19 protein-coding genes and 2 pseudogenes are annotated in these 24,478 nt (G+C 41.5%); 1 reads left to right on the top strand and 20 read right to left on the bottom strand.

The features are described 5' to 3' along the window. Positions 1–18 precede the first annotated feature (18 nt). The 15 genes and pseudogenes from E7C97_RS00755 to miaA form a co-directional block, all read right to left on the bottom strand. Positions 19–6,211 (bottom strand): annotated as a pseudogene (locus E7C97_RS00755) (SIALI-17 repeat-containing surface protein); the annotation flags it as partial. Between the two features lie 210 nt (positions 6,212–6,421). Beyond that, positions 6,422–6,589, bottom strand: a pseudogene (locus E7C97_RS09610) (YSIRK-type signal peptide-containing protein); the annotation flags it as partial. Between the two features lie 514 nt (positions 6,590–7,103). After that, complete coding sequence (locus E7C97_RS00750) at positions 7,104–7,661, bottom strand: SMI1/KNR4 family protein (RefSeq protein WP_316107640.1); 558 nt, start codon at positions 7,659–7,661, stop codon at positions 7,104–7,106. 15 nt (positions 7,662–7,676) lie between these two features. Next, a complete protein-coding gene (locus tag E7C97_RS00745; protein WP_316107638.1) occupies positions 7,677–9,425 on the bottom strand; it encodes a glycoside hydrolase family 13 protein in 1,749 nt (582 codons plus the stop codon). Positions 9,426–9,621: 196 nt separating this feature from the next. Beyond that, positions 9,622–10,578, bottom strand: a complete 957-nt coding sequence (locus E7C97_RS00740; RefSeq protein ID WP_316107636.1) for a hypothetical protein — start codon at positions 10,576–10,578, stop codon at positions 9,622–9,624. A 124-nt stretch (positions 10,579–10,702) separates the two neighbouring features. Continuing rightward, positions 10,703–11,452 carry a hypothetical protein gene (locus tag E7C97_RS00735; RefSeq protein ID WP_316107635.1) on the bottom strand — a complete coding sequence of 250 codons (750 nt, stop codon included), beginning with the start codon at positions 11,450–11,452 and terminating at the stop codon, positions 10,703–10,705. After that, positions 11,449–12,036: an SMI1/KNR4 family protein gene (locus E7C97_RS00730; protein WP_316107659.1), complete on the bottom strand. Its 588-nt coding sequence runs from the start codon at positions 12,034–12,036 to the stop codon at positions 11,449–11,451. The genes E7C97_RS00735 and E7C97_RS00730 overlap by 4 nt, the downstream gene beginning before the upstream one ends. Before the next feature lie 43 nt (positions 12,037–12,079). Next, entirely contained in the window at positions 12,080–13,144 is a 1,065-nt protein-coding gene (locus E7C97_RS00725) for an ankyrin repeat domain-containing protein (RefSeq protein ID WP_316107632.1), read from the bottom strand. A gap of 2 nt (positions 13,145–13,146) precedes the next feature. Next, the gene (locus E7C97_RS00720; RefSeq protein ID WP_316107629.1) at positions 13,147–13,584 is read right to left on the bottom strand and encodes a hypothetical protein; all 438 of its coding nucleotides are present in this window, start codon (positions 13,582–13,584) and stop codon (positions 13,147–13,149) included. A gap of 18 nt (positions 13,585–13,602) precedes the next feature. After that, on the bottom strand, positions 13,603–14,172 hold the full coding sequence (locus E7C97_RS00715) for an SMI1/KNR4 family protein (RefSeq protein ID WP_316107627.1): 570 nt from the start codon (positions 14,170–14,172) through the stop codon (positions 13,603–13,605). Between the two features lie 202 nt (positions 14,173–14,374). Next, positions 14,375–15,130 (bottom strand): SDR family oxidoreductase, encoded by a 756-nt coding sequence (locus E7C97_RS00710; RefSeq protein ID WP_075228202.1) that lies wholly within the window; start codon positions 15,128–15,130, stop codon positions 14,375–14,377. 20 nt (positions 15,131–15,150) lie between these two features. Next, positions 15,151–16,080 (bottom strand): ribonuclease Z, encoded by a 930-nt coding sequence (gene rnz, locus E7C97_RS00705; protein ID WP_075228201.1) that lies wholly within the window; start codon positions 16,078–16,080, stop codon positions 15,151–15,153. Between the two features lie 14 nt (positions 16,081–16,094). Beyond that, the gene (locus E7C97_RS00700; RefSeq protein ID WP_316107625.1) at positions 16,095–16,718 is read right to left on the bottom strand and encodes a cystathionine beta-lyase; all 624 of its coding nucleotides are present in this window, start codon (positions 16,716–16,718) and stop codon (positions 16,095–16,097) included. Further along, the gene (gene hflX / locus E7C97_RS00695; protein WP_316107623.1) at positions 16,711–17,949 is read right to left on the bottom strand and encodes a GTPase HflX; all 1,239 of its coding nucleotides are present in this window, start codon (positions 17,947–17,949) and stop codon (positions 16,711–16,713) included. Before hflX ends, E7C97_RS00700 begins: the two co-directional genes overlap by 8 nt. Further along, positions 17,942–18,826, bottom strand: coding sequence for a tRNA (adenosine(37)-N6)-dimethylallyltransferase MiaA (gene miaA, locus E7C97_RS00690; RefSeq protein ID WP_049502757.1), 885 nt, complete (start codon positions 18,824–18,826; stop codon positions 17,942–17,944). Before miaA ends, hflX begins: the two co-directional genes overlap by 8 nt. A gap of 120 nt (positions 18,827–18,946) precedes the next feature. On the opposite strand from miaA, the gene E7C97_RS00685 reads away from it, so the two are divergent. Continuing rightward, complete coding sequence (locus E7C97_RS00685; protein WP_001051776.1) at positions 18,947–19,117, top strand: DUF3042 family protein; 171 nt, start codon at positions 18,947–18,949, stop codon at positions 19,115–19,117. A 116-nt stretch (positions 19,118–19,233) separates the two neighbouring features. Here E7C97_RS00685 and E7C97_RS00680 read toward each other — a convergent pair whose 3' ends face one another. The 5 genes from E7C97_RS00680 to pabB all read right to left on the bottom strand — a co-directional run bounded on the left by E7C97_RS00680 (position 19,234) and on the right by pabB (position 24,457). Next, the gene (locus tag E7C97_RS00680) at positions 19,234–20,073 is read right to left on the bottom strand and encodes a thymidylate synthase (protein WP_316107620.1); all 840 of its coding nucleotides are present in this window, start codon (positions 20,071–20,073) and stop codon (positions 19,234–19,236) included. A gap of 101 nt (positions 20,074–20,174) precedes the next feature. Beyond that, positions 20,175–21,134 carry an ROK family glucokinase gene (locus E7C97_RS00675; RefSeq protein WP_316107619.1) on the bottom strand — a complete coding sequence of 320 codons (960 nt, stop codon included), beginning with the start codon at positions 21,132–21,134 and terminating at the stop codon, positions 20,175–20,177. A gap of 103 nt (positions 21,135–21,237) precedes the next feature. Then, positions 21,238–22,068 carry an excalibur calcium-binding domain-containing protein gene (locus E7C97_RS00670; protein ID WP_316107618.1) on the bottom strand — a complete coding sequence of 277 codons (831 nt, stop codon included), beginning with the start codon at positions 22,066–22,068 and terminating at the stop codon, positions 21,238–21,240. 49 nt (positions 22,069–22,117) lie between these two features. Further along, positions 22,118–22,735 carry an alpha/beta hydrolase gene (locus E7C97_RS00665; RefSeq protein WP_316107616.1) on the bottom strand — a complete coding sequence of 206 codons (618 nt, stop codon included), beginning with the start codon at positions 22,733–22,735 and terminating at the stop codon, positions 22,118–22,120. Further along, on the bottom strand, positions 22,736–24,457 hold the full coding sequence (pabB, locus tag E7C97_RS00660; RefSeq protein ID WP_316107615.1) for an aminodeoxychorismate synthase component I: 1,722 nt from the start codon (positions 24,455–24,457) through the stop codon (positions 22,736–22,738). It abuts the gene before it with no gap. Between the last annotated feature and the right edge of the window lie 21 nt (positions 24,458–24,478).

Below are 24,478 nucleotides of genomic sequence, written 5' to 3'. Positions count from 1 at the left end.
GAACTTCATGGGTAGTTCCTTCTGAACCATTTACATGACCAGTGAACTCTGGAACTTCATGAACAGCAGCTTCTGCTCCATTGACATCACCTGTAAATTCTGGTACATCATGGATAGCTGCTTCTGCTCCATTGACACCACCTGTGAATTCTGGAACTTCTAATACTGGTGCTGGAATCTTGTCTGCTTCTACCGTAGCTTCAGTATATTCAGGTACTTCATGAACAGCAGCTTCTGCTCCATTGACACCGCCTGTGAATTCTGGAACTTCATGAACTGTTGCCTCTTCTCCATTCACACCACCTGTGAACTCTGGAACTTCGTGTACAGCTGGTTCTGTCTTAGCAGTTTCAACCTTTTCTTTAGTCAATTGGATACGGTATTCCTTGACGTGTTTACCACTTTCTGAAACGAGACGTACCAAGACTGGAAGTTTGTCGTCACCACTATCAACAACTGTTGCCGCTACGCTTTCACCTGCTTCTACTGTCACTTTAGGACGAGTTCCACTATAGGTTACTTTGTAATCTACACGATCTTCAGCGAAGTCAGCAAGCTCTCTACCATCTACAAGAAGTTTAGAAGTTGTGTTGTCTTTAGGAGCTTCACTTGGTGCGATAAAGGCCATTTCAGTGATAGCCACACCCTTCTTGTCTGCTTTTCTGTCCATGCGCCATCTCATAGCTTTAGCTTTGACTGGTGCGAAGGTTACATGGATATCAGTTCCTGCTTGAACCTCCTGATCCGCACGGTATTCAACTTTCTCCCAGTTAGAAGGAGTGTTGAATGGATGTTCTGGATCGTATGGTTGGTAGTTAGAGTAGTATTCTGGTGAATCAAATTCTGGGCCAACATAGCGCTCTAAGACGAGTTTAGAAGGTGCATCTGTTCCACCATCTGCAAAGAATCGAATGCTTCCTTCAGCTACTGTACATTCAACAATCTTACCATTTTCTCTGAAGATAACCCCAACAGAAACTTCTGGATTATCAGACGGAGTTGGAGACCAGTTAGTCCAACGACGGGTTTCATCATCTGAACCATCGTTGACATAGTCCACACGGTCATGAGAGTTTGGATCAATGTCGTTAGTTGCAGAAGCAAATGAGCGGTTACTATTATCATCGAAGTCTGGGTTGTCTGAAAGATTTTCACCGAGTTTGTCTGTCACACGTACAGTCACTTCAGCAGTTAAATCAGTACCTAAAACGCGACCATGAACTGTAAATTCACCTGCTTTTGTTAGATTTTCTGCTGGAACTGCTTCCCAGTTAACAGCCAAGTCTTTGACTTCATAGTCAGATTTTCCTGTGAAGTAGACAGGAACTTTTGCTGGTAACTCAAGAGTTTGTCCTTTAGCAACCAAGCGAGATGATTTGGCAACAGCAACAGGTTTGCTTGCGAGTAAATCTTTATCATTTGTGAAGTGTAGACGGTATTCACCTAGGATATCTCCGTTTTCAGCCTTGACAACAACACGAACTGGGTCTCCTTCACGCACGCTTGGTACAACTGTTGCAATACCATTTTCAGTAACACTTGCTGTAACAGCTGGAGCTTTTCCTTGGCTTGCTTCTAGATAGTAGTCAGTCAAGCCTGGGTTAAAGTTTGGCAAATCTTTTCCATCTACTTGAATTTGTGCTTGAGCATTCTTAGCTGCAGCTACTTGTTTAGAGAAGATTTGCATTTCTGTAATAGAAGTACCCCATTTACCATCTGGTCTAACCATGCGGATACGAACCGCGTAAGTGTTGACTTTATCAAAGCTAAAGTGGGTCATTTCTCCAGCTCTGACTTGATCTGGAGCCTTGAGATTTGTTACTTCTTTCCAGTTTTTATCGTCATTAAAGACATGGTCTTCGCGTGCTACGAAGCTTGGATTCTTAGGAACTGTTGGAGTTGCTGAACCGACATAGTATTCGATGACATAGGATTTAGGTGCACCAACACCGTGGTCTTCGTGGAAGGCTACATTGAGGTTATCCACTGAACGTTTAGACATGATACCAGAGTCACCAAAGAGAATTCCTACGGATGCTTCACTTGTACGGTTCCAGTTTGTCCAGCGATTTGCTGGTTGGTTGTTATATGAAATTAGTTTGTCATTGACATTGGCTACTGAGTCACTTGGATTTGAGTCTGATGCAAAGGCAAGTGGCAATTCTGAACCAGTCCACTGGTCAGAAATATTAGCACCAGTTTCTGTCTGAGCAGATACACGAACATGAAGTTTAGTTGGTAGTTGAGTACCTTCTACATGTCCTGTCACAGTAAACTTGCCTTCTTGTGCGTATTGGCTTGGTTCAATAGCGTCCCAAGTTACTTTAGCTGAAGAGACTTGGCCATTTGAGTGGTAAGTACGAACGCTCTCTGGTAGTTGAGGAGCTTCTGCAACTGGAGTAGTTACGCTCACTTCTTCGACAGCAATGATACCTTCGACAGATACCTTAGCATGAGCTTCTTTCTCGATTCCTTCAACTTTACCTAGGACTTCAAAACTATGGTATTTAGCAAGGTCTTCCTTAGCAACTGCTTGCCAAGTCACCTTGTGAACCTTTGGAAATCCTTTGTCATACTCTACAGTTACTGTAGCAGGTAGACTTGGTTCTTGGTTCAAACCTGTCACGACACTGACTGGACGGATGGCTTGGACAACTTTGCTTTCAGTATTTGCTTGAATGTTCAAGTCAATCTGACCTTCTGCTCCTTCAAATTGAGCTTTCAGAGTTACTTGACCAGGTTTATGCAATTCAAGCATACCTTTACGAACAGCTACATCTCCTTCACCTGTAGTGGAGAAGGTGACCTTATCAGCTTTCAAGACTGCTTGTGTACCGTCTTGATAGTGAGCCAAGACCTTGATACCGACAGTTTGGTCTTCTTTCAAAGTAGCTGCATTTTCAACTTCTAGGCTCAAACGTTCAATTTGTGGAGCTTCTTGTAGGAATTGGATAGCATAGGTTTGTAGTGGGCCACCATCGTTTGGTTGAACATGGATGCTTGCACGCATACCATTTGCTTCATTAGCTTGAATAACTGTCACTTGAGCATTTTCAGCTGTAGCTTTGACCTCTGGCAAGGCTGCTCCATAAGCAAGCTTGTGATATTTTACAGGTTGGTCTGTTGAAAGGCCTTCAACCGCTTGATCTGCTACAGTTACACTTGGAACTACTGGATTAGCAGCTTCCCCTTCTGCAACTACCAAGGTCGCAGCGATTTCTTCATCTTCTAAAATACCTTTTGCTGGGATGCGAGAGCCTGGGATTGCTAGTTTAGCTTGGTCTTCAGCTGCAATTTCCCACTTATCAACATCATAGCTTGCTACAGTACCATCTGACAATACGTAGGAAACAGATTTGTCAACTGAATTTAGGTCTGTATTTGGAGCGATTCTCTTGACTACAGGCAATTCTGCTTCGAGAGCCAAGACTTCAACACGCGCTTCGACGTCTCGTCCATCTGCCACACCCTTAACAGTCACAATTCCTGGTTCATTGACATCAACTGCTGACCATTCTACTGGAAGTTTTGTACGGCTACCATCACTGTAGATAAATGCAACCTTCTTAGGCATTTTCGGTGCTTGACCGATAACAGTACGAACTTTAGCAACTTCTGTACCCAAGACAGTTTTTTCAGCTTGGTCTTTCTTACCTGTGAAGATAGTAGTTTGATCAGATTTCAAGAGATCAGAGTGGGCAGTCAAGGTAAATTTACCAGCTTGCTCAGTTGATTTGACAATGACAACACCCTTACCATTGAAGGCCTTACGAACCCATGAACCGTCAGCTTGCTCTTTATAACGTTCACGGCTTGCTTGTTCACCGTTATCCACACCGACAATTTGACCTTGTCCATGCAACTGGAAGCGAACAAGGTTATTGGCAGTTGGAACTACATTACCAGCGCTATCAACGATTTCGTAGTAGATATAAGTGAGGTCTTTCCCGTCTGCTGCGATAGCATTTTCTTCTTTGACTAAGCGAACACCTGCAGGCTCTCCAGCAGTCGTAACCTTATCACGAGCAATTTCATTACCAGCCCCATCACGAGCTACTGCTTCCAAGGTTCCAGGTTGATAAGCAACCTTCCACTCAAGGTAAAGTTCATTTGCATTGGCACCTTCTTGGTAAGTACGGCCATCACTTGTTTGTTTCTTGTTAAATGTTTTCTTACCTAAGGACTCACCATTCAAGAATAGTTCCACACTGGCAGCATTTGAAAATGCACGAACAGGAATCTTACCATCTGCATCCGCTACGTTCTCTTTTAGACTAGAGTCTTCCCAATTCCAGTGAGGAAGGAGGTGAACCATTGGTTTCTTCTGAGCAGAAACCCATTGGCTTTGGTACAAGTAGTAGTCATTCTTTGGAATACCGGCTGTATCTACGATACCGAAGTAAGAACTCTTAACTGGTGTGTTGTTTTGGTTGTGCCATGGAGTAGGCTCACCGATATAGTCGGTACCCGTCCAGATAAACTGACCAGCATAACCAGCATTGTCACGATCAAAAGTCCACGATGCAGTGGCTGTTTTACCCCAACCAACACGGTCATTACCGTAGTCTGATTGCTCATAATGACGATATGCTTGGTTACTGTGAACTAGCTCACTTTCTGGACGGAAATAGCTACCACGAGTACGAGTTGCTGAAGAAGTTTCTGAACCGTAAATCAACCAATTTGGATGCTTAGCACGCAGCTTCTTGTAGTTGTCTTCTGAATAGTTAAATCCAACCGCATCAAGTTCATTTGCAATCTTTTCATGATCACCACTACCATCACCAAAACGGAACTTATCTGCTCCCATAGTGACATAGCGTGTTTTATCAACAGCCTTGATCACTTGCACCAAGCGTTTAACAGTCGCCAGAGAACGAGCCTTACCGTCTGCTTCACCGATTTCATTACCGATAGACCACATGAAGATAGCAGGGTTGTTCTTGCCTCTTTCGACCATTGTACGTAGGTCAAAATCAGACCATTTTTCACCTTTTTTAGCATCTGGGTGAGTGGCGTCTTTGTCAAAGAAACGTCCGTAGTCATACTGTTTCTTCCCACCGTACCAAGTATCAAAGGCTTCTTCTTGCACCAACAAACCTAGTTCTGCAGCGATCTGCAAGGTCTGTTCACTAGCTGGGTTGTGAGTTGTACGGATAGAGTTCACACCCATATCCTTCATCTGTTTCAGACGACGGTATTCTGCCTTATAGTTTTCTTCAGCCCCTAGAGCTCCGTGGTCGTGGTGAAGAGAAACTCCATGGAATTTAATGCGTTCACCATTCAAAGAGAATCCTTCATTTGGTGTCCAGTTATAGTAACGGTAACCAAACAAGTCCTTCTTAGCATCGACCAATTGGCCGTCACGATAAACACGAGTCACTAATTCATAAAGAGCTGGTTTATCGTTAAGAACTGTCCAGAGTTTTGGTTTCTCAACTTGCAAAATAGCATTCAAGCTAGTTGATTGATGAGCTTTCAAGACTTGGCTATCTGTACGAACTACGTCCGTTACAGCCTGGCCATTTCGTTCAATAATTTGGTATTCAGCAACAATTTCATGATCTTTGTCATCTGTATTGACAATCTTACTTGTTACATGAGTATCAACCTTACCATTTTGTTGTTTTTCAAGGTCTGGTGTTAAGATCGTTGTTCCGTTTTTCTCAGCATGAACCTTATCTGTGACTTGAAGGGTAACATCGCGGTAAATACCACTTCCTGAGTACCAACGGCTACTTGGTTGTTTGTTGACCGCATGTACAGCTACGACATTCTCACGACCATCTTTATTGAGATAATCAGTGACGTCATAAGAGAATTGGTTGTAACCATTTGGATAGTGACCAACTAGCTGACCGTTTACATAGACTTGCGAATCCATATAAACTCCATCAAAGACTAGGCGAACATTCTTGTTAAGGTCTTTTTCATCTAGTTTAAAGGTCTTGCGATACCAAGCATCACCACCATTGAGTTGTCCACCTTCGTTTTGGGCAGGAGAATCATGATCGAAGTCATTGTAAATACTCCAGTCATGAGGAAGGTCTAATTTCTTCCAGCTTGATACATCTGCATCTGGTTTGATAGCGTCTTTGGCATTAGCATTGAGTTTAAAATGCCAGTTTTGGTTAAATTCTACTTTACGGTCCTCAACCAATTGATTTACCTCCTCACTGGTAGCCGGTTTTAGGTCCGGTTTTTCCGTTTGAGCAGATTGATCTTGAGTAATTGCTTGAGGTTTCTTATCTAAGATGGAATCCTCTTTCTTGTCAGAATCTGACTGTACAGTTTGATCATCCTGTTTTTTTTCAACTTTATGAGCTGGTGTAGCAACTTCACTTGTAGCTGATTCAGTTGATGCTGGTTGTTCTGGACTTCTTGTTTCACCAAGTTCCTCTTTATGAGAATCATCCTCTACTTTTTCTGCAGCAACTGCAATTGGAGTTTCATCAGCTGAAACTTGGTTTGCACCAGCTACACTTGCTCCAAATAAGACTGAGCAAGTGCCGATAACTACAGAGCAAGTTCCAACGGTAAATTTTCGGATACTGTACACTCTTTTTCGATTCCAATGATCTTTTCCCATAAGATCCTCCTTATATTCGTAACCGCTTCCAATTTTATGTAAGCGCTCTACTTTTTCAGTAGTATTTTGCTTCTATTTTATAAAATAATATAAGAAACTTCAATACTGGCAGCATAAAAATCATACTTTTGATTCTTTTTTCTATAATTAGTAGAAAACTTTGAAAATCTGAATGTACATTTAGTGAATGATTTTACTAAAAAAGGCAGTGGGACAGAAATCGATAGACAAAGTCTCGATTTCGTAGTCCCAGCCCCGCGAGGATGATTAGGAGATTTTTGGAGTCTAATACTCAATGAAAATCAAAGAGCAAACTAGGAAGCTAGCCGCAGGCTGTACTTGAGTACGGCAAGGCGACGCTGACGTGGTTTGAAGAGATTTTCGAAGAGTATAAAAGACGAACAGAAAGTTCAATCAGCTACCGCGTCAACGTTTGATTGCTAATAAAAAGTGAGGTCGGGATCTTTTGTCCCAACCTCTTTTACGGACTATCAAACTGATATTTCTTATTAGATTATTGACTAGATTTCCTCTTTTCCAAAAGCTTGATCATCTCATTTTTACGTTCTTCAAGCTCGGCAATTTGCTGAAGCAAAAGCTCTGAAAAATCACATTCAAGCTCTTCAGTTTCGCCACTATTATACCAATCCAAAGCTACTATGTGATTGTCCTTATCAAAGCAGAAAATCACATCTCCATCCCCGATGATAGACAGAAATGGAATATAGTCAACAAACCCTAAATCATGTAATTCCTTGGTTTTTATTCGAATGTCTAAGAAGTCTGGGATGCCATTGGCGATCCCCAAGACCTTGATACCTCGGCAGAAGGTCCAAAAAGGGGCTACATCGTAAGCCTTGGCTCTTGACCATAGCTCTTCCCTGACTTCCATAAAGAGACCTCCCAGAGATGACATGGTGAATTCCCTGAAATCTTCTGGCAGACGAATGCCGTATTGATTTTCAAAATCCTGAACATCTTCTTCCGATGGTTCATTGCCCATGCAGGCGACAACTTGATAAGTTTCCTTATCATAGTGACGAAAATAATCATAAACTTCCTTGAGTGCCATTATTTTAATCCTTTTTTACTCAGAAATATAGACCACAAATCCATCTGGTAAGATGACTTGATGTCCATCTTCAAGCTGGCAATGACTCGCTAAATCAACAGAGTCTCTTTCTAAAACAAAATTCTCAGGAGACTGGTTAAAGATAGCCTGAACTTCTTTCCCTTCGTAGTTCCACGTTAATGCTAGAACATCTGGTTTCACTTCTTGCAAGCTATAGGAACCATGCTGGATCATGCTTGCCACTTCCTTACGGACCTTGATTAATTGCTTTATGAAATTCAGCATATCATTGTCCTCAGAAACACGGTTCCAAGGCATGACACGACGGCAGTCAGGGTCTGGTCCCCCTTTAAGTGCCAGCTCTGTTCCGTAATAGATACAAGGGGTCCCTTTTTGAAGGTAGAGGAAGACAAGGGCTGCCTTGACATGCTGCACATTTCCTTTTGAAGTTGTGAGGATACGCTCTGTATCATGAGAATCTAAAAGGTTAAACATAACTTCAGCAATTTGTTGCTTGTAGTACATAGACTGGCTGTTGATTTCTGAAATAAACTGCTCTGTCTTTTTATGCTGACGCAAGAAATAATTCTTGATACTTTCAGAGAGTGGATAGTTCATAACAGCATGGAACTCGTCTCCTTGTAGCCAAGGTTGTGAGGTATGCCAGATTTCACCTAATATGTACAAATCAGGCTTTTTAGCAAGAACTGCCTTTCTGAAATCTCTCCAGAACTGGTGGTCAATTTCATTTGCAACGTCCAAACGCCAAGCATCGATATCAAAATTTTCAATCCAGTAGGTTGCAACCCTCAAAAGATAGTCTTTGACTTCAGGGTTAGCTGTATTTAACTTAGGCATATAGCTAGCAAAGGCAAAGGTATGATAAGGTAATTCTCTGGCCTTCTTAAGCTTATCCTCAGTAATTGGAAATTCTTGAATATGAAACCAATCTTTATAAGGGGAATTTTCTCCATTCCTTAGAACATCCTGCCATTGGGCTGACTGATCTCCGATATGGTTAAACACTGCATCTAACATGATTTTGATGCCCCGTTTATGGGCTTCCTCGACTAGATTACGAAAGATTTCCTTGTCTCCAAAGTGACGGTCAATTTCAAAATAATCCGTCGTATCGTACTTGTGATTGGTTGTAGCTTCAAAAATCGGACATAGATAAAGTCCAGTGATTCCCAAATCTTTAAGATAGTCTAAATGGTCAATAATCCCTTGCAAATCTCCACCAAAAAAATCATCCCTTTCAGGAGAAATCTCTGCATCCCACGCTCGAGCTCCATCAGGAGTCAAATTAGGATTTCCATTAGCAAAGCGTTCTGGAAAAATCTGGTACCAAACGGTATTTGAAACCCAGCTTGGAACTTGGCAACCATCGATTTCGTGAATGTAAGGAAGTTTAAAGCCATTTCCTTCAGCATCCAAGTTTTCTTGAGTATGTTCTACACAACCCTTATCTCCGTAGAAGACTCCCTGACCTTCCTTATCAAGAAGTTCAAAGAGATACTGAATCCGTGCAAAATCAACCGATACTGTAACCTGCCAATAATCAAACAAGGCGTCTGAGGTTACTTTGGTCATTTCATTCTTAGCTTCATACTTATCCTCAATAAAAATAAAGGGATCACCATAGTGTAGAATGACCTGCTGGACATCATTTTTCTTGGTTCTAATTCGAATATGTAGCTGACCTTCCTTATAAAGATAAGCATACTCTGATTCTGGTCTATGATAAATGGCTGTTAATTCCATGTCTTGTCTCCTAAATAATCATCATCAACAAAAGTGCAAACATTTTCATAATTGCTAGTTCTAGTATACTATTTTAACTGTTTATTTGCAATACTTGGTCAAATTTCACAAAAAACAGCACAAAATAGATACTGTAGACTAATCAAGAAATTTCAGCACCTATCAATAAAAAAGCTCTCAAAATCAGCCTCACAGCCTAGTCAATCTGACAAAGGGCAAGTTCTTTTAATCCTCTGTCGTACAGAAAGGTTAAACAATAGTTGTCTGTTATATTTTGAACCTTATGTTTACTCATTCCTCTAGGCATGGCTATTTCGCACAGTTCTCTTGTTGCCAGAGAAAATAGCTTTTGCTTGCCTTTCCAGTCATCATTCTTAAATAGGGGGCTCAGGATAAGATAAGGCGAATCCGTAAAGAGTCCATTGACACCAGCTTTTTTACCTAAAGCCTTTAAATGTTCAGATTCTAATAACTTTTCGATAATACGACCATCACTAGAGATTTTAACTAGGGCATAATAGTCCATGCCCCATTTATTGACGGAGGTTTGGCTTTCTCCAGAGCTAAAGGCATAAAGCTCTTGCTGCCACCATTTCAGACTATCGATTTTAGGACAAGCATCTGTGCTCCTGTCGTGGTGGTTTAAATCTTTTTTATCAATATGCGAATAAGTGGTCCACTTAGCCTGCTTTTTCTCTCTATCAAATTCTAAAAGGGCAAAGTTTCTTGCCTGATTTGAATAAACTTGATCTTCAAAACACACGGGTATCTGGTCGCTATCTGATACTATTTGAAAATATCTCTCTTGTGCCTTTTTAGGAAGTATACTTTGCGAATCCTTTATGGCAATGATTTCTGGATGAGAAAAATCACCAGTATAATAGACTATTTCCTTACCAGCCTTGATGATGCCAATGTTTTGTCCATCTGTAAAGAGTAGAGGCTCTTCCTCCCAAACATGGTCACAATCCCAAGCATCTATCTCCTTCACACCCAAAGGCGATACTTCAAGCAGACAGTAGCGATTGAAATCTTCCTTCTCACTGGTCAAGACAAAGGCTCTACCATCCTGTAACATGACAGAATTGAGAACACTATTATAGTCCTTGTCTAGTTCCCATTTTTTTAATAGGCTTAACTTTAGCTTCCCCATTTTCTTCCTCCTAATACCCAATGAAAATCAAAGAGCAAACTAGGAAGCTAGCCAAAGGCTGTACTCGAGTACGACAAGGCGAAGCTGACGTGGTTTGAATTTGATTTTTGAAGAGTATAAACAATCACCATTCATTGATGGCAAATAGAATGGCTAATCGAATATTTCTTAGCAACTGATCCGAAAGTTCATCGTATACTTGACCCAGTCCCTTATCTTGTGCCAGCCATCCAGGTTCATCATTCCAGGAACCCATTGCTCCAAAAACATCCGCTGCACTTGCAGCTCTAAATATGCTTAGATGTTGCGGTGGAATTTGAGGTTCTGCCAGTCCTTTACCAGATTCTGGGTCTAGCAAAAAGTTTCTGGCAGAGTGAAAGACTTTTGCAAAGTTCTCACATTCAATTTTAATTGCTAGATCTTCTATACGAGCCAATACGTCCTTAAATTCTTCCAGATTATTTTCATAGTGAGGAATGTCTTGAGAAGACCTTTCCCATTCATACTCGGTGTAGGTGACATCCCAGCCTCTGCCTGAGGAAGCAGATTTCCAATTTGATAGGAAATAACTTGCCTTCCCATCTTTATAAAAACAGAGAATTGCACTCTGTGTTGTATTGGAAAATCCTAAAATCCCTCTGTCTTCAACTGAAATAGGACAAAATAATTGTAAATCCTTCAAACCTTTTTCCTTAAGGTTTTCAAACCAATCAGATACAGATAGTTCTATAACTTCCCCCTTTTCTGACGGCAAAATTTGAAAGCTCAACTTATTTGTATATTTTTCAGGCTTATAGCATATTTCTTTATCATTTTTTAAAGCCTTCCTAGCGGCTGCCACGATACAGGCTATCTGATACATTTGTCCGTTCATTTGATCTCATCCACTATCCCTTCAATCAACTCCGTAAGATTTTCTGCTACATAGATAATTTCATCAGGATCATGGATGTAGCAAATAATCTGCCCTTCCTGACCCTCTCGGTCTGGATCAAAATCCAGCATAAGATAACAAGAGTCACAATACTGAGCAAAAGGAATCCATTTTTTATTAAAAAGATAGGGCTTTATTCTACTATCACGCATATTTTCCAGATCTTGACTAGAAAAATAGTCGGGAAATTCTGTTAATAAAGCATCTCTATTTTGAAAGTACTTTTTACAACTTTCCATTTCCTGCAAACTCATGAGAGAAAAAGGCAGCTCTCTCTGGTCAATCACACAAGGTAAAATAGAGAAGTATTTACTCCCATTTTTGTAGCTATAAAGCGCTTTGAAGTCACTAGGTAGACGAATACCAAGTCTTTCCTCAAAGGCTTGAAGCTCTTCCTCGGAAGCACCAGAAATATTCTGATAATCATCTAGGTGTTCCTCTTCCACGGGATCATCCAAATCCCAGTCTTCAAAATACTCACAAATATAAGTTTCTATTTTCTTAACTTGGTCAATTAGTTGCATCATTTCACCATGATTTCTTTTTTTATCTGTCTTCCAATGCTTTTTAACGCTTATAACTTGTTTTTGCTAGGAGAAAGGGTTCAGGATTTTGCTTAATCCAAGCAATAGCTAGCTGACACAGGCGGTCTAGGCGAGGCTCGTCATCAAAATCTTTCCCATGAACCTGAGCAATAAGGTCTTTAGTCTCTGCTAATTCTTGTTCTGAAAGGGGATTTCCTAGAGACAAATATTGAGGGAGAGTCTGAAGCATTTTTCTATAGTCCCTGTCCCAGTTGGCCCCACCATTACGATCCAGTTCATCTCGAACTCGACCTGGTATACGGATAACTTCTCCCTGAACAGTTTTTGCTGCGCCACTTGAAGGGATTAAGAAGGACCAAAGTTCCTCATATTGCTCCTCCCAACTACCTTCTTTTACTAAAATCGTAGAAACTCCATCATGAGTTATTCGTTTGGCTACTGGCTTGACATCAAACAAACGATAAAGTTTGGCTAAACCCTTATCTGCTGCTTCCAAATAGTCAGGATTGATCCCTTCTCTATGAAACTCAAAATCTTTACCAATATTTTCGACCTTTTCTTTCATGGCTGGTGTTTTCTTAGCACCCGCATCCAGAAGCATAGAGGCGATCTCAGCTGTTTGGGCAATATAGATTCCCCGACAGACAGTGAGAACAGAGTCTAGGGGAGTTTGCCCCCTATCATTCTTAGAATGGACACTTGCCCCCTTTTCTAAGAGAAGCGCAACTGTCTTAGGATGAAAAAACTCAGCTGCCATGTGTAGAGGTGTATTTCCATAAGTATTGCTTTTTTCAATATCTGCCCCCAATTCAAGCAAGAGTTTTACAGTCTCTCTCCCCATGGTTGCCTGACGATACAAAGGAGTTGCACCATAATAATCAGGGATATTAATATCTAAGCCCTGTTCGACAAGCCAGATAACCAGCTCATCAGGAACCCCACCAAAATGCAGAGCCGTACTTAAACTATATCTCCCGTTATGGGCAGTTAGCTCACACTTGTCATACACGGCCTTTAATTGGTCAATATTGCCATCAGTTAGTAGTTCATTGAAGTCCTTGGGTAAAGTTACTCTTTTCTTTGCCATTTTTAGTTCCTTTCTTCTGATATAGCGTCTAGGGCAATCCAATGAAGATTGTCAACAGTTTTCAAAGTCAGGACTTGTCCATCATAATCATTTTTCAACTCAAGACCGTCTTGCTCAATAGATATATGATTGTACCAGTGATCTAGGCTGGCGTACTTCCCCATATGAATGTTGATAAGTATACTGGTTATGGGATTCCACGTTCCTTTCTTAACAGTTTCAGCTAAAAGGTAGTAAGCGTCTAAGAATATGAGATTTCTCCCATAGATCCAAAAGGGTAGTTCAAGCTCTAACAAAGGCAACTTGGCAGAAAAAATCTCATCACCGTGCGGTGGCACGGTTTCATAATGAAATTCTATCTCACTGCCATAATAGGCAATCAAGGCTCCCTGACATCCGATATTTTGAGGAATTCCCTCCTCAGCTACTATAAATTCCATGACCTGCTCCTTCTATTTTCAATCATAAAATCCGACCAGACTCTGCCAGAATATCAAACTGGACTCATGGCCTTTTCTAGTCATCAAGTGGATGAAGTCACTTTCACAACCCTTCCAAACTGCAAATTGGGCCGTTCCCATGGCTCTAACAAATGCTAGAAAATCTGGTGCCAGCCATATTTTTTCATCATAGTTCATCTCTGCATCAAGAGCATAGACTACCCCAGATTGACAATCCAGCAAAATAGTGTAGGGATCTCCATTTGCAATGATGATCAGGCCGCTTTCTTGTAGAGTTGAGTAATCATGGTATTTCAAATTGCGATTGATCAACCAAGTCAAACTAGTGTCGTCCCCATATCCAAACTGGTAACTTAAAAAACCGACCTGCCCCCAGTTATAGGCCAGAATATACTTCCAAAAAATCGGATCCAAATCTTGGATTTGAAGTTGACTTTTCAAACGATCCAATTCGGACACTGGCAAATCTGTTTTATTAAGGACAATCCCTTCTCTTATCTCAGGGTCCAGCCCTTGTGTTTCTTCTTGGGTAAGGGAAATGATTTGGTCAATTGTCAATAATTCCATTGTCGACCTCCGACTATACATAGGGCATTATCTAGGGTAAGCTAGCTGGTTTGGGACTTCATTTATCTAATGACCTTTCTTATCTCAATTATACTCTAAAACTATCAAATAGAGATAAAATACCAGTATTTTTAGGGATTATTTTCGATGAACAACTTCTCCTAATTAAAGCAAAAAGCCATTCCTCAAGGAAACAGCTTTATCACTTATAATTAAAGGTTTCTCCAGCCAACTTATCTGCTAGCTTGGGAAAGAGGGTATAAAACTTATGGGCTAGATTGAGTAAGACTGGGAGATTGAGTTCTCGTTTGTTTTTCCCTATGGTTTTGACAATCTTTCTAGCTACTACATCTGGCTCGAGTAGGAAACGGTCAACCGATTTGAGATAACTGCCGTCTGGATCAGCCTGGTCAAAAAATCCTGTACGGATTGGGCCTGGATTAACCGTTGTCACATAGACACCATAGGGCATGAGTTCGAGGCGCAAAGCATTTGAAAAACCAATGGCCGCAAACTTGGTCGCAGAGTATAGACTGGACTTGTTAGTCGCTATCAATCCTGCCATACTGACGATATTGATGATATGCCCTTTTCGCATCTCCTTCATACGAGCTGCAAGCAAACGTGATAGATTCATGAGAGCAAAGGTGTTAACCTCAAACATTTGATGAATATCTTGATTAGAAATCTTGTCAAAATCCTCAAAAATCCCGTAGCCAGCGTTGTTAATCAAAACATCAATCTTACCATAACGGAGATAGAGGTCAGCTACCAGTCCTTCTAAGGCTTGCTCATTAGTAATATCAATTTCAATCAATTCTACCTGAGGATGATTTCCGTATAGTTGAGCTAATTTTTCCTTATTTCTACCCAGCAAAATCAATTGATCATTGGGCAAGAGTTTGACCATTTCTTGGGCTAGACCACCACTAGCACCCGTAATGAGAATAGTAGACATATTTATCCTTTCTCGAGATCCTAGATTTCCAATTCTTCTAGGTCTTTAACCACATGGACATTTTCAAAAATCGTTGCCGCATCTTTCTTGAGTTGACTAATGTCTTTTGAAAGGAAGCGTGCACTGATATGGTTGAGCAAGAGTCGTTTGGCTCCTGCTTCTGCCGCTACCTGAGCAGCCTGCATATTGGTTGAGTGACCATGATTGCGGGCAATTTTCTCATCACCTTTACCATAAGTGGACTCATGGACAAGAACATCCGCATTGACCCCAAGACGCACACTAGCATCTGTTTTTCGAGTATCTCCCAAAATGGTGATAATCTTACCAGGTCGCGGTGCTGAGATGTAGTCTGCTGCCTTGATCTCGGTGCCGTCTTCTAGGATAACATCCTGACCGTTTTTGATTTTTCCAAAAAGTGGGCCAAATGGGACTCCAGCAGCCTTGAGTTTTTCAGCATCCAAAGTTCCTTCCAAATCCTTTTGCATGACACGATAGCCAACACAGAAAATAGTGTGGTCCAACTCCTCTGCATACACCGTAAACTTATCGGTCTCCAGGATTTTTCCTAGAGAATCTTGATCAAATTCATGAAAATGAATGCGGTAGGGCAAACGAGAACCCGACACACGAAGGCTGGTTAAAACAAAGGACTTGATCCCTTGAGGTCCATAGATTTCCAAATCTGTCTGCTCTTCATTGGCCTGAAAAGCACGGCTAGAAAGGAATCCTGGCAAGCCAAAAATGTGGTCTCCATGCAGGTGGGTGATAAAGATTTTGCTGACCTTACGTGGTCGAATTGTGGTTTCCAGAATGCGATTTTGCGTTCCTTCTCCACAGTCAAAGAGCCAAACTTCATTAATCTCATCCAAGAGTTTCAGGGCGAGACTTGAGACGTTACGGGCTTTAGAGGGCTGACCAGCCCCCGTTCCTAAAAATTGAATGTCCATTCGATACTTTCTAATTAATCAATATATAACATGGCTGTGCGGTTTTCCGATCGGAAATAGCGCTTGCCAGAAAAAGCTTTAGCTTCTTGCAGTAAATCCTCTTGGCTGTAGCCTTTGAGACGCTTACGACCATCAGCCAAGCTTTCTAAATCCGTCAAAGCCGTGAGACTCTCCACACTAACAACTTCCTCATCTCCAACAGCCTTCATGTAAATCTTACCAGACTCTTCAAAGACTAGTTGATGAGGAAAAATTTGCGCAATTTCAAAGAGCAAATCTTCCGAAATAACTTCTTTATTTTCAGAAAAAATTCGACCCAGACCCTCACTCTCATAGCAAAAACCAAAGGATTTTCCAGATAAATTAAGACGAATAAAAGGCTTGTTTTCTATGGTGAAGCTTGGCTCAACATTGTAGAGATTCAGTTCCTGGCTGAGTTCTGCAAAATAATCCATCGCAGCCTCAGGACTCTTTTTCTGGTAGAGTTCAGCAAAGTAGGCATTGACCACACTTGGCGGAGGCGTGATAAGGGCCAACTGCTCCTGTTCTGTTTTACCAGCTAGAAGCTGATCCAGAAAGACCTTATCCAGACTTGTATAACCTCCATACTTTAGAGCTAAAGTTTTAATATCAGTCATAAAATTCCTCTAACCTCCATTTATTTTTTTCAGAAATGCAGCCTGTAATGACTTCGCCGCCATCCTGATAATCGCGTTCTTCCAGAATTGCAACACTTTCTAAATCATGAATTTTATAGGATTTTGAAAAAGGCACGCGCAGGGTAAAGCTCTCAAAAATCTCCTTGATTTTCTCTAAAAATAAAGTCTGCAAGTTCTCACGACTATCCTCAGACTTGGCAGAAATGAGTGCATAAGGCGTTTGGGTAGGCGTGAAATCCTCCACCAAATCGGCTTTATTGTAGAGGGTCAGGCGCGGAATATCTTCCATATCCAAGTCTTTCATGATGGACAGAACCGTTTTTTCATGCTCCTCGTGGTAAGGATTGCTGGCATCGATAACATGAACCAGAAGATCCACATGCTTGCTTTCTTCCAAGGTCGACTTGAAACTAGACACCAACTCTGTCGGTAAATCTTGAATAAATCCAACGGTATCTGTCAAGGTTACCTGTAGATTGCCCCCCAGATGAATGCTTTTAGTTGTCGCATCCAGAGTCGCAAAGAGCTCATCTGCCTCATACTGAGTCTTGCTAGTCAAGGTGTTCATGATAGTTGACTTTCCAGCATTGGTGTAGCCAATCAAACCAATCTTAAAGGTACTTGACTCCAAACGTTTTTCTCGAACTGTCGCTCGATTTTTCTCAACGACTTTGAGTTGACGCTCAATATCTGTGATCTGATTGCGAACACTACGACGGTTAAGCTCCAGCTGACTTTCACCTGGACCACGAGAACCAATGCCCCCTGCCTGACGGCTAAGCATAATCCCCTGACCCACCAAACGAGGCAAGAGGTACTCGAGTTGCGCAAGATGAACTTGAAGCTTTCCTTCATGGCTTCGAGCTCTCATGGCAAAGATATCCAAAATCAACTGCATACGGTCAATAACCTTGACCCCTAGAACTTCTTCTAAATTGACATTTTGACGAGGTGTCAGACGGTTGTTGACAATGACTGTCGTGATTTCCTCTGCGTCCACCATTTGAGCAATTTCTTCCAACTTACCAGAACCGACGAAGGTCTTGGAGTCGTATTTTTCACGTTTTTGTCTGTAGCTATCGACTACAACTGCACCAGCCGTCTTAGCCAGACTAGCCAGTTCTTCCATGGAGAGGTCAAAATTATCCATGCCCTGAAGTTCAACACCAATCAGCAGGACTCGCTCCTCTTTTTTCTCCGTTTCAATCATTTAAAAACTCCTCAATCTGGTTTAAAATACGGTCTTTTACACCAGATTCTCCTATCTGATAAAAGGTTACCTGCATGCGATTACGGAACCAGGTTAGCTGGCGCTTGGCAAAACGGCGTGTCGCCTGTTTGAGACTGTCACGAGCTTCTTCCAAGGACTGCTCTCCTCGAAAATAAGGAAAGAGTTCCTTGTAACCAATTCCTTTAGCAGCTTGAACATCTGGATAATGGTCAAACAGCCATTTGGCTTCGTCTAGAAGTCCAGCTTCAAACATCAGGTCCACTCTGTGATTGATACGCTCATAAAGCTGACTACGTTCATCGTCCAAGCAGATAATCAGCGGTTCATACAAGGTCTCTTGATTTTCCAAATCCTGACCAAAATGGGCAATTTCCAAGGCACGCATAGCACGACGACGATTAAACTGGGGAATTTCAAGGCCTGCTTGATCAACCAGATGGGCTAACTCCTCATCTGAAAAAGGATCTAGACTAGCACGATAAGCTAAAATCTCCTCATGAGGTGTCTCTCCACCTAGATGATAGCCTTCTAGCAGACTCTGGATATAAAGTCCTGTCCCACCTGCAATAATAGCGAGCTTACCTCGACTTTGAATATCCTCAATGGCCGTCTTAGCTTCTGAAACAAAATCAAAAGCCGAGTAAGACTCGGTTACTTCTCTCACATCAATCAAATGATGAGGAACACTTGCCTGCTCCTCTGGACTAGCCTTGGCTGTCCCAATATCTAGTCCTCGATAGACTTGTTGGCTATCTCCACTAACTACTTCACCATTAAAATGCTTAGCAACTTCAATGGCTAGAGCTGTCTTTCCAACTGCAGTCGGTCCAACAATCACAATTATTTTTGTTTTCATCTTTTTTCCTTGAAAAATTCCCATTTTTTCGTTACTATTATTATATCATAAAAAGGTCAGTCAGAAAAATACGACCTCTTGAGGTAGCTGGCTGATTTATAAGTTAAAGGAGGAATACTCATGGCTAAAGGATTCGCTAAAGGTCTTGTAACAGGTATTGCAGGAACTGTCGCTGCAGTTGCAGGTGCAGTATACGCAGTTAAAAAGAAAGTGATCGAACCAGAAGAACAAAAAGCAGCTTTCATCGAAGAAAATCGTAAGAAAGCAGCGCGTCGTCGCGTATCACACTAAGCAACAAAAGAAGTTGAGATTTTTCTCAACTTCTTTTTTTCTATTCTTTTATACTCAATAAAAACCAAATAGGAAACTAGGAATCTAGCGTGGTTTGAAGAGATTTTCAGAGAGTATTAAATTGCCAAGTCAAACTTCAACTGTGGCTTGACTGGATCATAATCAACCAGCTCAAAATCCTCTGCTTTAATATCAAAGAAGTTAGTCCCGTCTGGTACATTCAAGACCAAACGTGGTTGGCAGTTTGAAGGCTCACGACGAAGCAATTCCTGAGCTTGTTCAAATTGATTGTCATAGATGTGAAGGTTATTGATAAAGTAGAAGAATTTCCCAACCTTCCATCCAAAATGTTTGGCAATCATCATTTGAAGAGCCACATACTGCATAGCATTGATATGATGAGCCACCAGCATATCATTAGAACGCTGGGTCAAAGTCGCATCCAGATAGATAGCCCCATCTACACGACGGACATCAAACATAGTCTGAAAGGCGCATGGAAGGAGGCCATCTGTCTCCTCAAAAGCTTGGTAATCCCAAAGAGAGATGATATTGCGACGGTTCCAAGGATTGGCTTCTAACTGTTTGAGAATCTTGTTAATGATGTCATGCTTCTTAACAACAGCCCCATAACGTTCCCCAATAGTCCCTGTATCTCCAACTTCCCAGTCATTCCAGTAGTGAACATTGTACTTGTCATTGAGTACTTCCAAACTATTGGTCTGGTCTTGGTAGATCCAAAGTACTTCCTTGATGGCTGATTTGATTGCGATGGGGCGCAAGGTCGTGATGGGAAATTCCCCCTTAGCCAAGTCATACTCTGCAAAAGCACCCGTTACGTACTTGGAATTGGCAACAGTTCCATCCTTGTACTTGGGACGTGCTTGCTCGGAAAACACACCCTCATTCAAGATTCGCTCGATATTTTCTTTAAAAATCGTGTCTGCTTTTGTCATTTACTCTCACCTCAATTATTGTCTTAACTAGTATAGCATAAAAAAAGAAAGGAGGAAAATCACTCGCTTACGGAAAGCAATTTTCTCCTTTTTATGTTTATTTATTGCAATACAAGTGATGCTGCTCCGATAACTCCAGCGTCATTTCCTAGAGTGGCAAGAGCCAGCTTAGTGGTTGTACGAACTTGTGGGAAGGTATTTTCATCATAAACCTTTTGCACGCCTTGGAGAAGGAAGTCTCCTGCAGCTGATACCCCTCCACCGATAACAATTGTTGATGGGTTAAGGATTGAACCGATGTTGGCACATGCAATACCCAAGTAACGTGAGAAGTTACGGTAAACGATCAAAGCAAGGTCGTCCCCTTCTTTTGCCAAATCAAAGACAGTTTTAGCTGTTACTTCTTCTCCGTCATCAATCAAGCGTTTCAACTCTGCATCGCCTTCGTATTCATCTGCATAACGACGAGTCAAGTTGACAATCCCTGTTGCTGAAGCTACTGTCTCAAGACAGCCTTTTTTACCACACGTACATGCGATTGGTTGGTCAAAGTCAACTGTGATATGTCCAAGTTCACCTGCAGCACCAGCAACACCGTGGAGTAATTTACCTTCTGCTACGATACCGCCACCAACACCTGTACCAAGTGTCATAAAGACAACGTCTGGTTGGTTTTCACCAGCACCCATCCAACGCTCACCAAGAGCTGCCACGTTGGCGTCGTTGTCAATGAAGAATGGAATCCCCAAGGCTTTTTCCATTTTTTCTTTGATTGGTTGAAGAGTTTTCCAGTTGAGGTTGTAGGCACCGATAACAGTCCCTTTTTCACGGTCAACTACACCAGGAGACCCCATACCAATTCCACGAAAATCTTCAGCAGACAATCCAAGCAAGCCCAAACGGTGTTGAATAGTTTCAATCATATCATCTACGATATGGCTTCCTTCATCCAAAATGTTAGTCTTAATAGACCATTTTTCTTGGATTTCTCCTTCTTGCGTTAAAATAGCGAACTTGATAGAAGTTCCACCAAGGTCAATCCCAATAATCTTTTGACTCATCGTCTTCTCCTTATCCTTAATTGAAAATGCTTACAGTACTAGTATAACAAAATCTGCCAATCAGTGCAAAGGTTTGCATTAACTTTCCAGATTTTTTTCTATTCTATGGTTTCCACAAACCAGAAGCATCTACATAATAGCGTCCGCCATCCACTCGCTCATTCTTAGCCATTTTACCATCCGATTTCAAATAGTAATTTCCTTGCCATGCATTGCGTGCATAAGATCCATCTGATTTTAAGTAGTACCAAGATTGGTAAGAAGAGTCATAGACCCACTCACTCTGAGCCATTTTACCATTTGACTTGAGGTAGTATGCACCTTGCCAAATATTATGCGCATAAGATCCATCTGATTTCAAGTAATACCAGGCTTTGTAGTAAGAATCATAAATCCATTCACCCTGAGCCATCTTACCATCTGATTTGAGATAGTAACTTCCCTGCCAAGTATTGCGTGCATAAGATCCATCTGATTTGAGGTAATACCAGGCTTGGTAATAGTTATCGTATACCCACTCATTCTCAGCCATTCTTCCATCTGACTTGAGGTAGTAAGCCCCCTGCCAAGTATTTGTTACTGGATTTCCATTCTCAGAAAAATAGTACCAAGATCCATTTTGACGAACCCAGCCACTTTCAGCTGCTACACTTGGGGTAGGTGCTACATTGTTGTTAGCTTGAGATGCACTCGTCTTTTTCTCTTTTAAAACACCCTTAGGCGCATTCTTCGATTCACAAGCGATCCCATCATGATCCTTATCCAGGGTAGCAGAATAACCTGGTTCTCCCTTATGAATATCTGCATAACCATTCTCCCAAGCTTCCTTACAGCTTGAAAAATGGATACTTTCATCTGCCACAACAGGTTGTAAAAACAAAGCTAGGGCAGGTAAAGAAGCTAAGCCTAGTTTTAATAAATGACGTTTGTTCATGATTTTCTCCTAAAATTATAATATCAACCTCAGTATTATTTTATCAAACTTATTTCAGCAATTCAAGAAAACTTCTGGTTAATTCTGCAAACTCTTTTGGTTTTGCCTTATTCAAGACATGAGGGCCGTCAGGGATGATCTGAAACTGGGAATCTGGCATCAGTTCATGAATACTTTTCATTGAAGTGAGATTAGGCTTATCCTGACTACCACAAATTAACAAGCTTGGATAGGGGCAATTCCGGGCAATCTCTCTTAAATCAAGTGTTTTTAATTCTTCGGAAACTCCAACCATAAGAGCCTTATCTGCCCCCTGCTTCTCATATATCCTCTTAGGAAGCAATTTGAATATCAGCAACTGAATATAAAAAGGAATGTTACCTGCTAATTTCAGTGGACATCCTGACAAAACCAAGGCCTGAAGATTTGGTATCTCAGAACTTGAAAGCTCCAATGCAAGTGCAGCCCCTAAAGACAAACCGATTAAGACAAAAGGTTCTGTTTCCTTTGATAAGTGCTGATAAATGCGTTCCTTGGCTTCTTGGTAGGTCCCAACTCCTGAAGGAAATAAGTCCAGGGCTTCAGAGGGATAATCTGCCAGCAAATCCTGAACTTCTTTCCAACTATCTGCTGACTGTCCCAAACCGTGCAAAAATATTAATTTCATTTAGTTCTCCTTTACAGACAACTCATACAATCCCCTAACTGCATTACATCCATAAATGGCTTCTGCTCGCTTCAAATCTTCTAAAGTCAGAATTTTCTCTTCTACTTGCCCATTTTCAAGTAAATGTTGGCGATAAATCCCTGGTAACAGGCCTAGCTGACTAGGAGGTGTATAGAGCTTGCCATCCATTTTTAAGACCAGATTGCCAATAGAGGTTTCAAGCAATTTTCCACCAGCAGTGTGATAGATGATTTCCTGCTCTCCTGTTGTCAAATGTGGTCGGTGTGTCGTCTTAAAGTAGGTAAAGGCCTGCTGCAAATCAACTTCTTGCCGACAAAGTTTAGCCTGACAGAAGCTAGAACTAAGTGGTGTTAATACTTGTCGATCAATGTCTATTTCTCCAGACTTATTGAGACTGATTCGCAAACGGTAGTCTTGATGGAGGTCACAAGCTTGACACTCTTCCTTTATCTTTTGTCTCAAAACTTCTTGGTCAAATGGAAAGGCAAAATAACGACTAGCCTTTTGTAGTCTTTCTAGATGTTGCTTTTCAAAGAGCAAGGTTTTCTGGCTGATTTTTCCTGTCGTAATCAGTTGAAAACGAGGCTGTTTTCGGTAAAGAACAGCTGCCTTTTGCTGGACTTCACGGTATTCTGACTCCCAAGTACTATCCCAAGTGATGCCACCACCAACTCCATAGATGGCTTGCTCTCTATGCAGTTGAATGGTTCGAATAGCCACATTGAAAATCCTTCGTCCATTGGGAAGTAAGAGTCCAACAGTTCCACAGTAAACTCCACGCGCTTGTGGTTCCAAGTTCTTGATAATTTCCATAGTCGCTATCTTGGGAGCTCCTGTAATAGAACCACATGGAAAGAGTGAACGGAAGATTTCTACTAGGTCAACATCCGGTCGTAACTGACTCTTTATGGTCGAAGTCATCTGCCAAACCGTTGAATACTGTTCCACCTGACATAAACGTTCCACATGCTCACTTCCCACCTCAGACAGACGATTCATGTCATTGCGCAAGAGGTCCACTATCATCATATTTTCTGAACGATTTTTGGGATCCTGCTCCAACCAAGCTGCTTCTTTCAAATCTTCAGCATCAGTCAGACCACGTTTAGTCGTCCCCTTCATTGGACGAGTCGTCAATTCACGATCATTTTGTTCAAAAAAGAGTTCTGGACTCATAGAAATCACTGCCATGTCGTCATGTTCAACATAGGCATTGTAACCCGCCTCCTGCTCCACCACCATACGATTGTAGATGGCAAAAGGATTGGCAGACAACTCCTGCTTGAGTTGAACAGTATAATTGACCTGATAAGTATCGCCCTGTCGTAAATGATGATGAATCTGGGCAATCGCTTTTTCATAGTCCTCTGCCGCTGTTACTTCCTGCCAGTTTGACGGCAAATCCACCTCCTCATAAGTCAGAGGAATGCTAGATTTTTCAACGCTGTCATGAATAGTGAAATAGAGGAGATACTCTCCTAACAAGGGACCCTCGTGAACCGCCAACTTCTCCTCAAAAGCTGGCGCAGTCTCATAGCTGACATAACCCACCACATAATAGCCCTGCTCTTGGTAGCTTTCCACTTGAGCTAACAAGTCTGTTACTTCTGCTAAATCTCTGGTTTTTAACTCTTTGATAGGCTGGGTAAAGGTGTATCGCTCGCCCAAAGCCCTAAAATCAATCACTGTTTTTCTATGCATATCCTAAGTATACCATAAAAG

The organism is Streptococcus sp. (assembly GCF_032481935.1).
Taxonomy (GTDB): Bacteria; Bacillota; Bacilli; order Lactobacillales; family Streptococcaceae; genus Streptococcus.
Note: the sequence above shows the minus strand (reverse complement) of the source record. Positions and strands in the feature narration are given on the sequence as shown.

Bases quoted from the DNA above. Each gene is read 5' to 3' on its own strand.
- E7C97_RS00685 (WP_001051776.1), top strand. From the start codon at position 18,947: ATGGCTAAAGGATTCGCTAAAGGTCTTGTAACAGGTATTGCAGGAACT.
- E7C97_RS00725 (WP_316107632.1), bottom strand. From the start codon at position 13,144: ATGGCAAAGAAAAGAGTAACTTTACCCAAGGACTTCAATGAACTACTA.
- pabB (WP_316107615.1), bottom strand. From the start codon at position 24,457: ATGCATAGAAAAACAGTGATTGATTTTAGGGCTTTGGGCGAGCGATAC.
- rnz (WP_075228201.1), bottom strand. From the start codon at position 16,080: ATGGACATTCAATTTTTAGGAACGGGGGCTGGTCAGCCCTCTAAAGCC.
- E7C97_RS00675 (WP_316107619.1), bottom strand. From the start codon at position 21,134: ATGAGTCAAAAGATTATTGGGATTGACCTTGGTGGAACTTCTATCAAG.
- miaA (WP_049502757.1), bottom strand. From the start codon at position 18,826: ATGAAAACAAAAATAATTGTGATTGTTGGACCGACTGCAGTTGGAAAG.
- E7C97_RS00680 (WP_316107620.1), bottom strand. From the start codon at position 20,073: ATGACAAAAGCAGACACGATTTTTAAAGAAAATATCGAGCGAATCTTG.
- hflX (WP_316107623.1), bottom strand. From the start codon at position 17,949: ATGATTGAAACGGAGAAAAAAGAGGAGCGAGTCCTGCTGATTGGTGTT.
- E7C97_RS00730 (WP_316107659.1), bottom strand. From the start codon at position 12,036: ATGCAACTAATTGACCAAGTTAAGAAAATAGAAACTTATATTTGTGAG.
- E7C97_RS00750 (WP_316107640.1), bottom strand. From the start codon at position 7,661: ATGGCACTCAAGGAAGTTTATGATTATTTTCGTCACTATGATAAGGAA.
- E7C97_RS00670 (WP_316107618.1), bottom strand. From the start codon at position 22,068: ATGAACAAACGTCATTTATTAAAACTAGGCTTAGCTTCTTTACCTGCC.
- E7C97_RS00665 (WP_316107616.1), bottom strand. From the start codon at position 22,735: ATGAAATTAATATTTTTGCACGGTTTGGGACAGTCAGCAGATAGTTGG.
- E7C97_RS00700 (WP_316107625.1), bottom strand. From the start codon at position 16,718: ATGACTGATATTAAAACTTTAGCTCTAAAGTATGGAGGTTATACAAGT.
- E7C97_RS00710 (WP_075228202.1), bottom strand. From the start codon at position 15,130: ATGTCTACTATTCTCATTACGGGTGCTAGTGGTGGTCTAGCCCAAGAA.
- E7C97_RS00720 (WP_316107629.1), bottom strand. From the start codon at position 13,584: ATGGAATTTATAGTAGCTGAGGAGGGAATTCCTCAAAATATCGGATGT.
- E7C97_RS00745 (WP_316107638.1), bottom strand. From the start codon at position 9,425: ATGGAATTAACAGCCATTTATCATAGACCAGAATCAGAGTATGCTTAT.
- E7C97_RS00740 (WP_316107636.1), bottom strand. From the start codon at position 10,578: ATGGGGAAGCTAAAGTTAAGCCTATTAAAAAAATGGGAACTAGACAAG.
- E7C97_RS00735 (WP_316107635.1), bottom strand. From the start codon at position 11,452: ATGAACGGACAAATGTATCAGATAGCCTGTATCGTGGCAGCCGCTAGG.
- E7C97_RS00715 (WP_316107627.1), bottom strand. From the start codon at position 14,172: ATGGAATTATTGACAATTGACCAAATCATTTCCCTTACCCAAGAAGAA.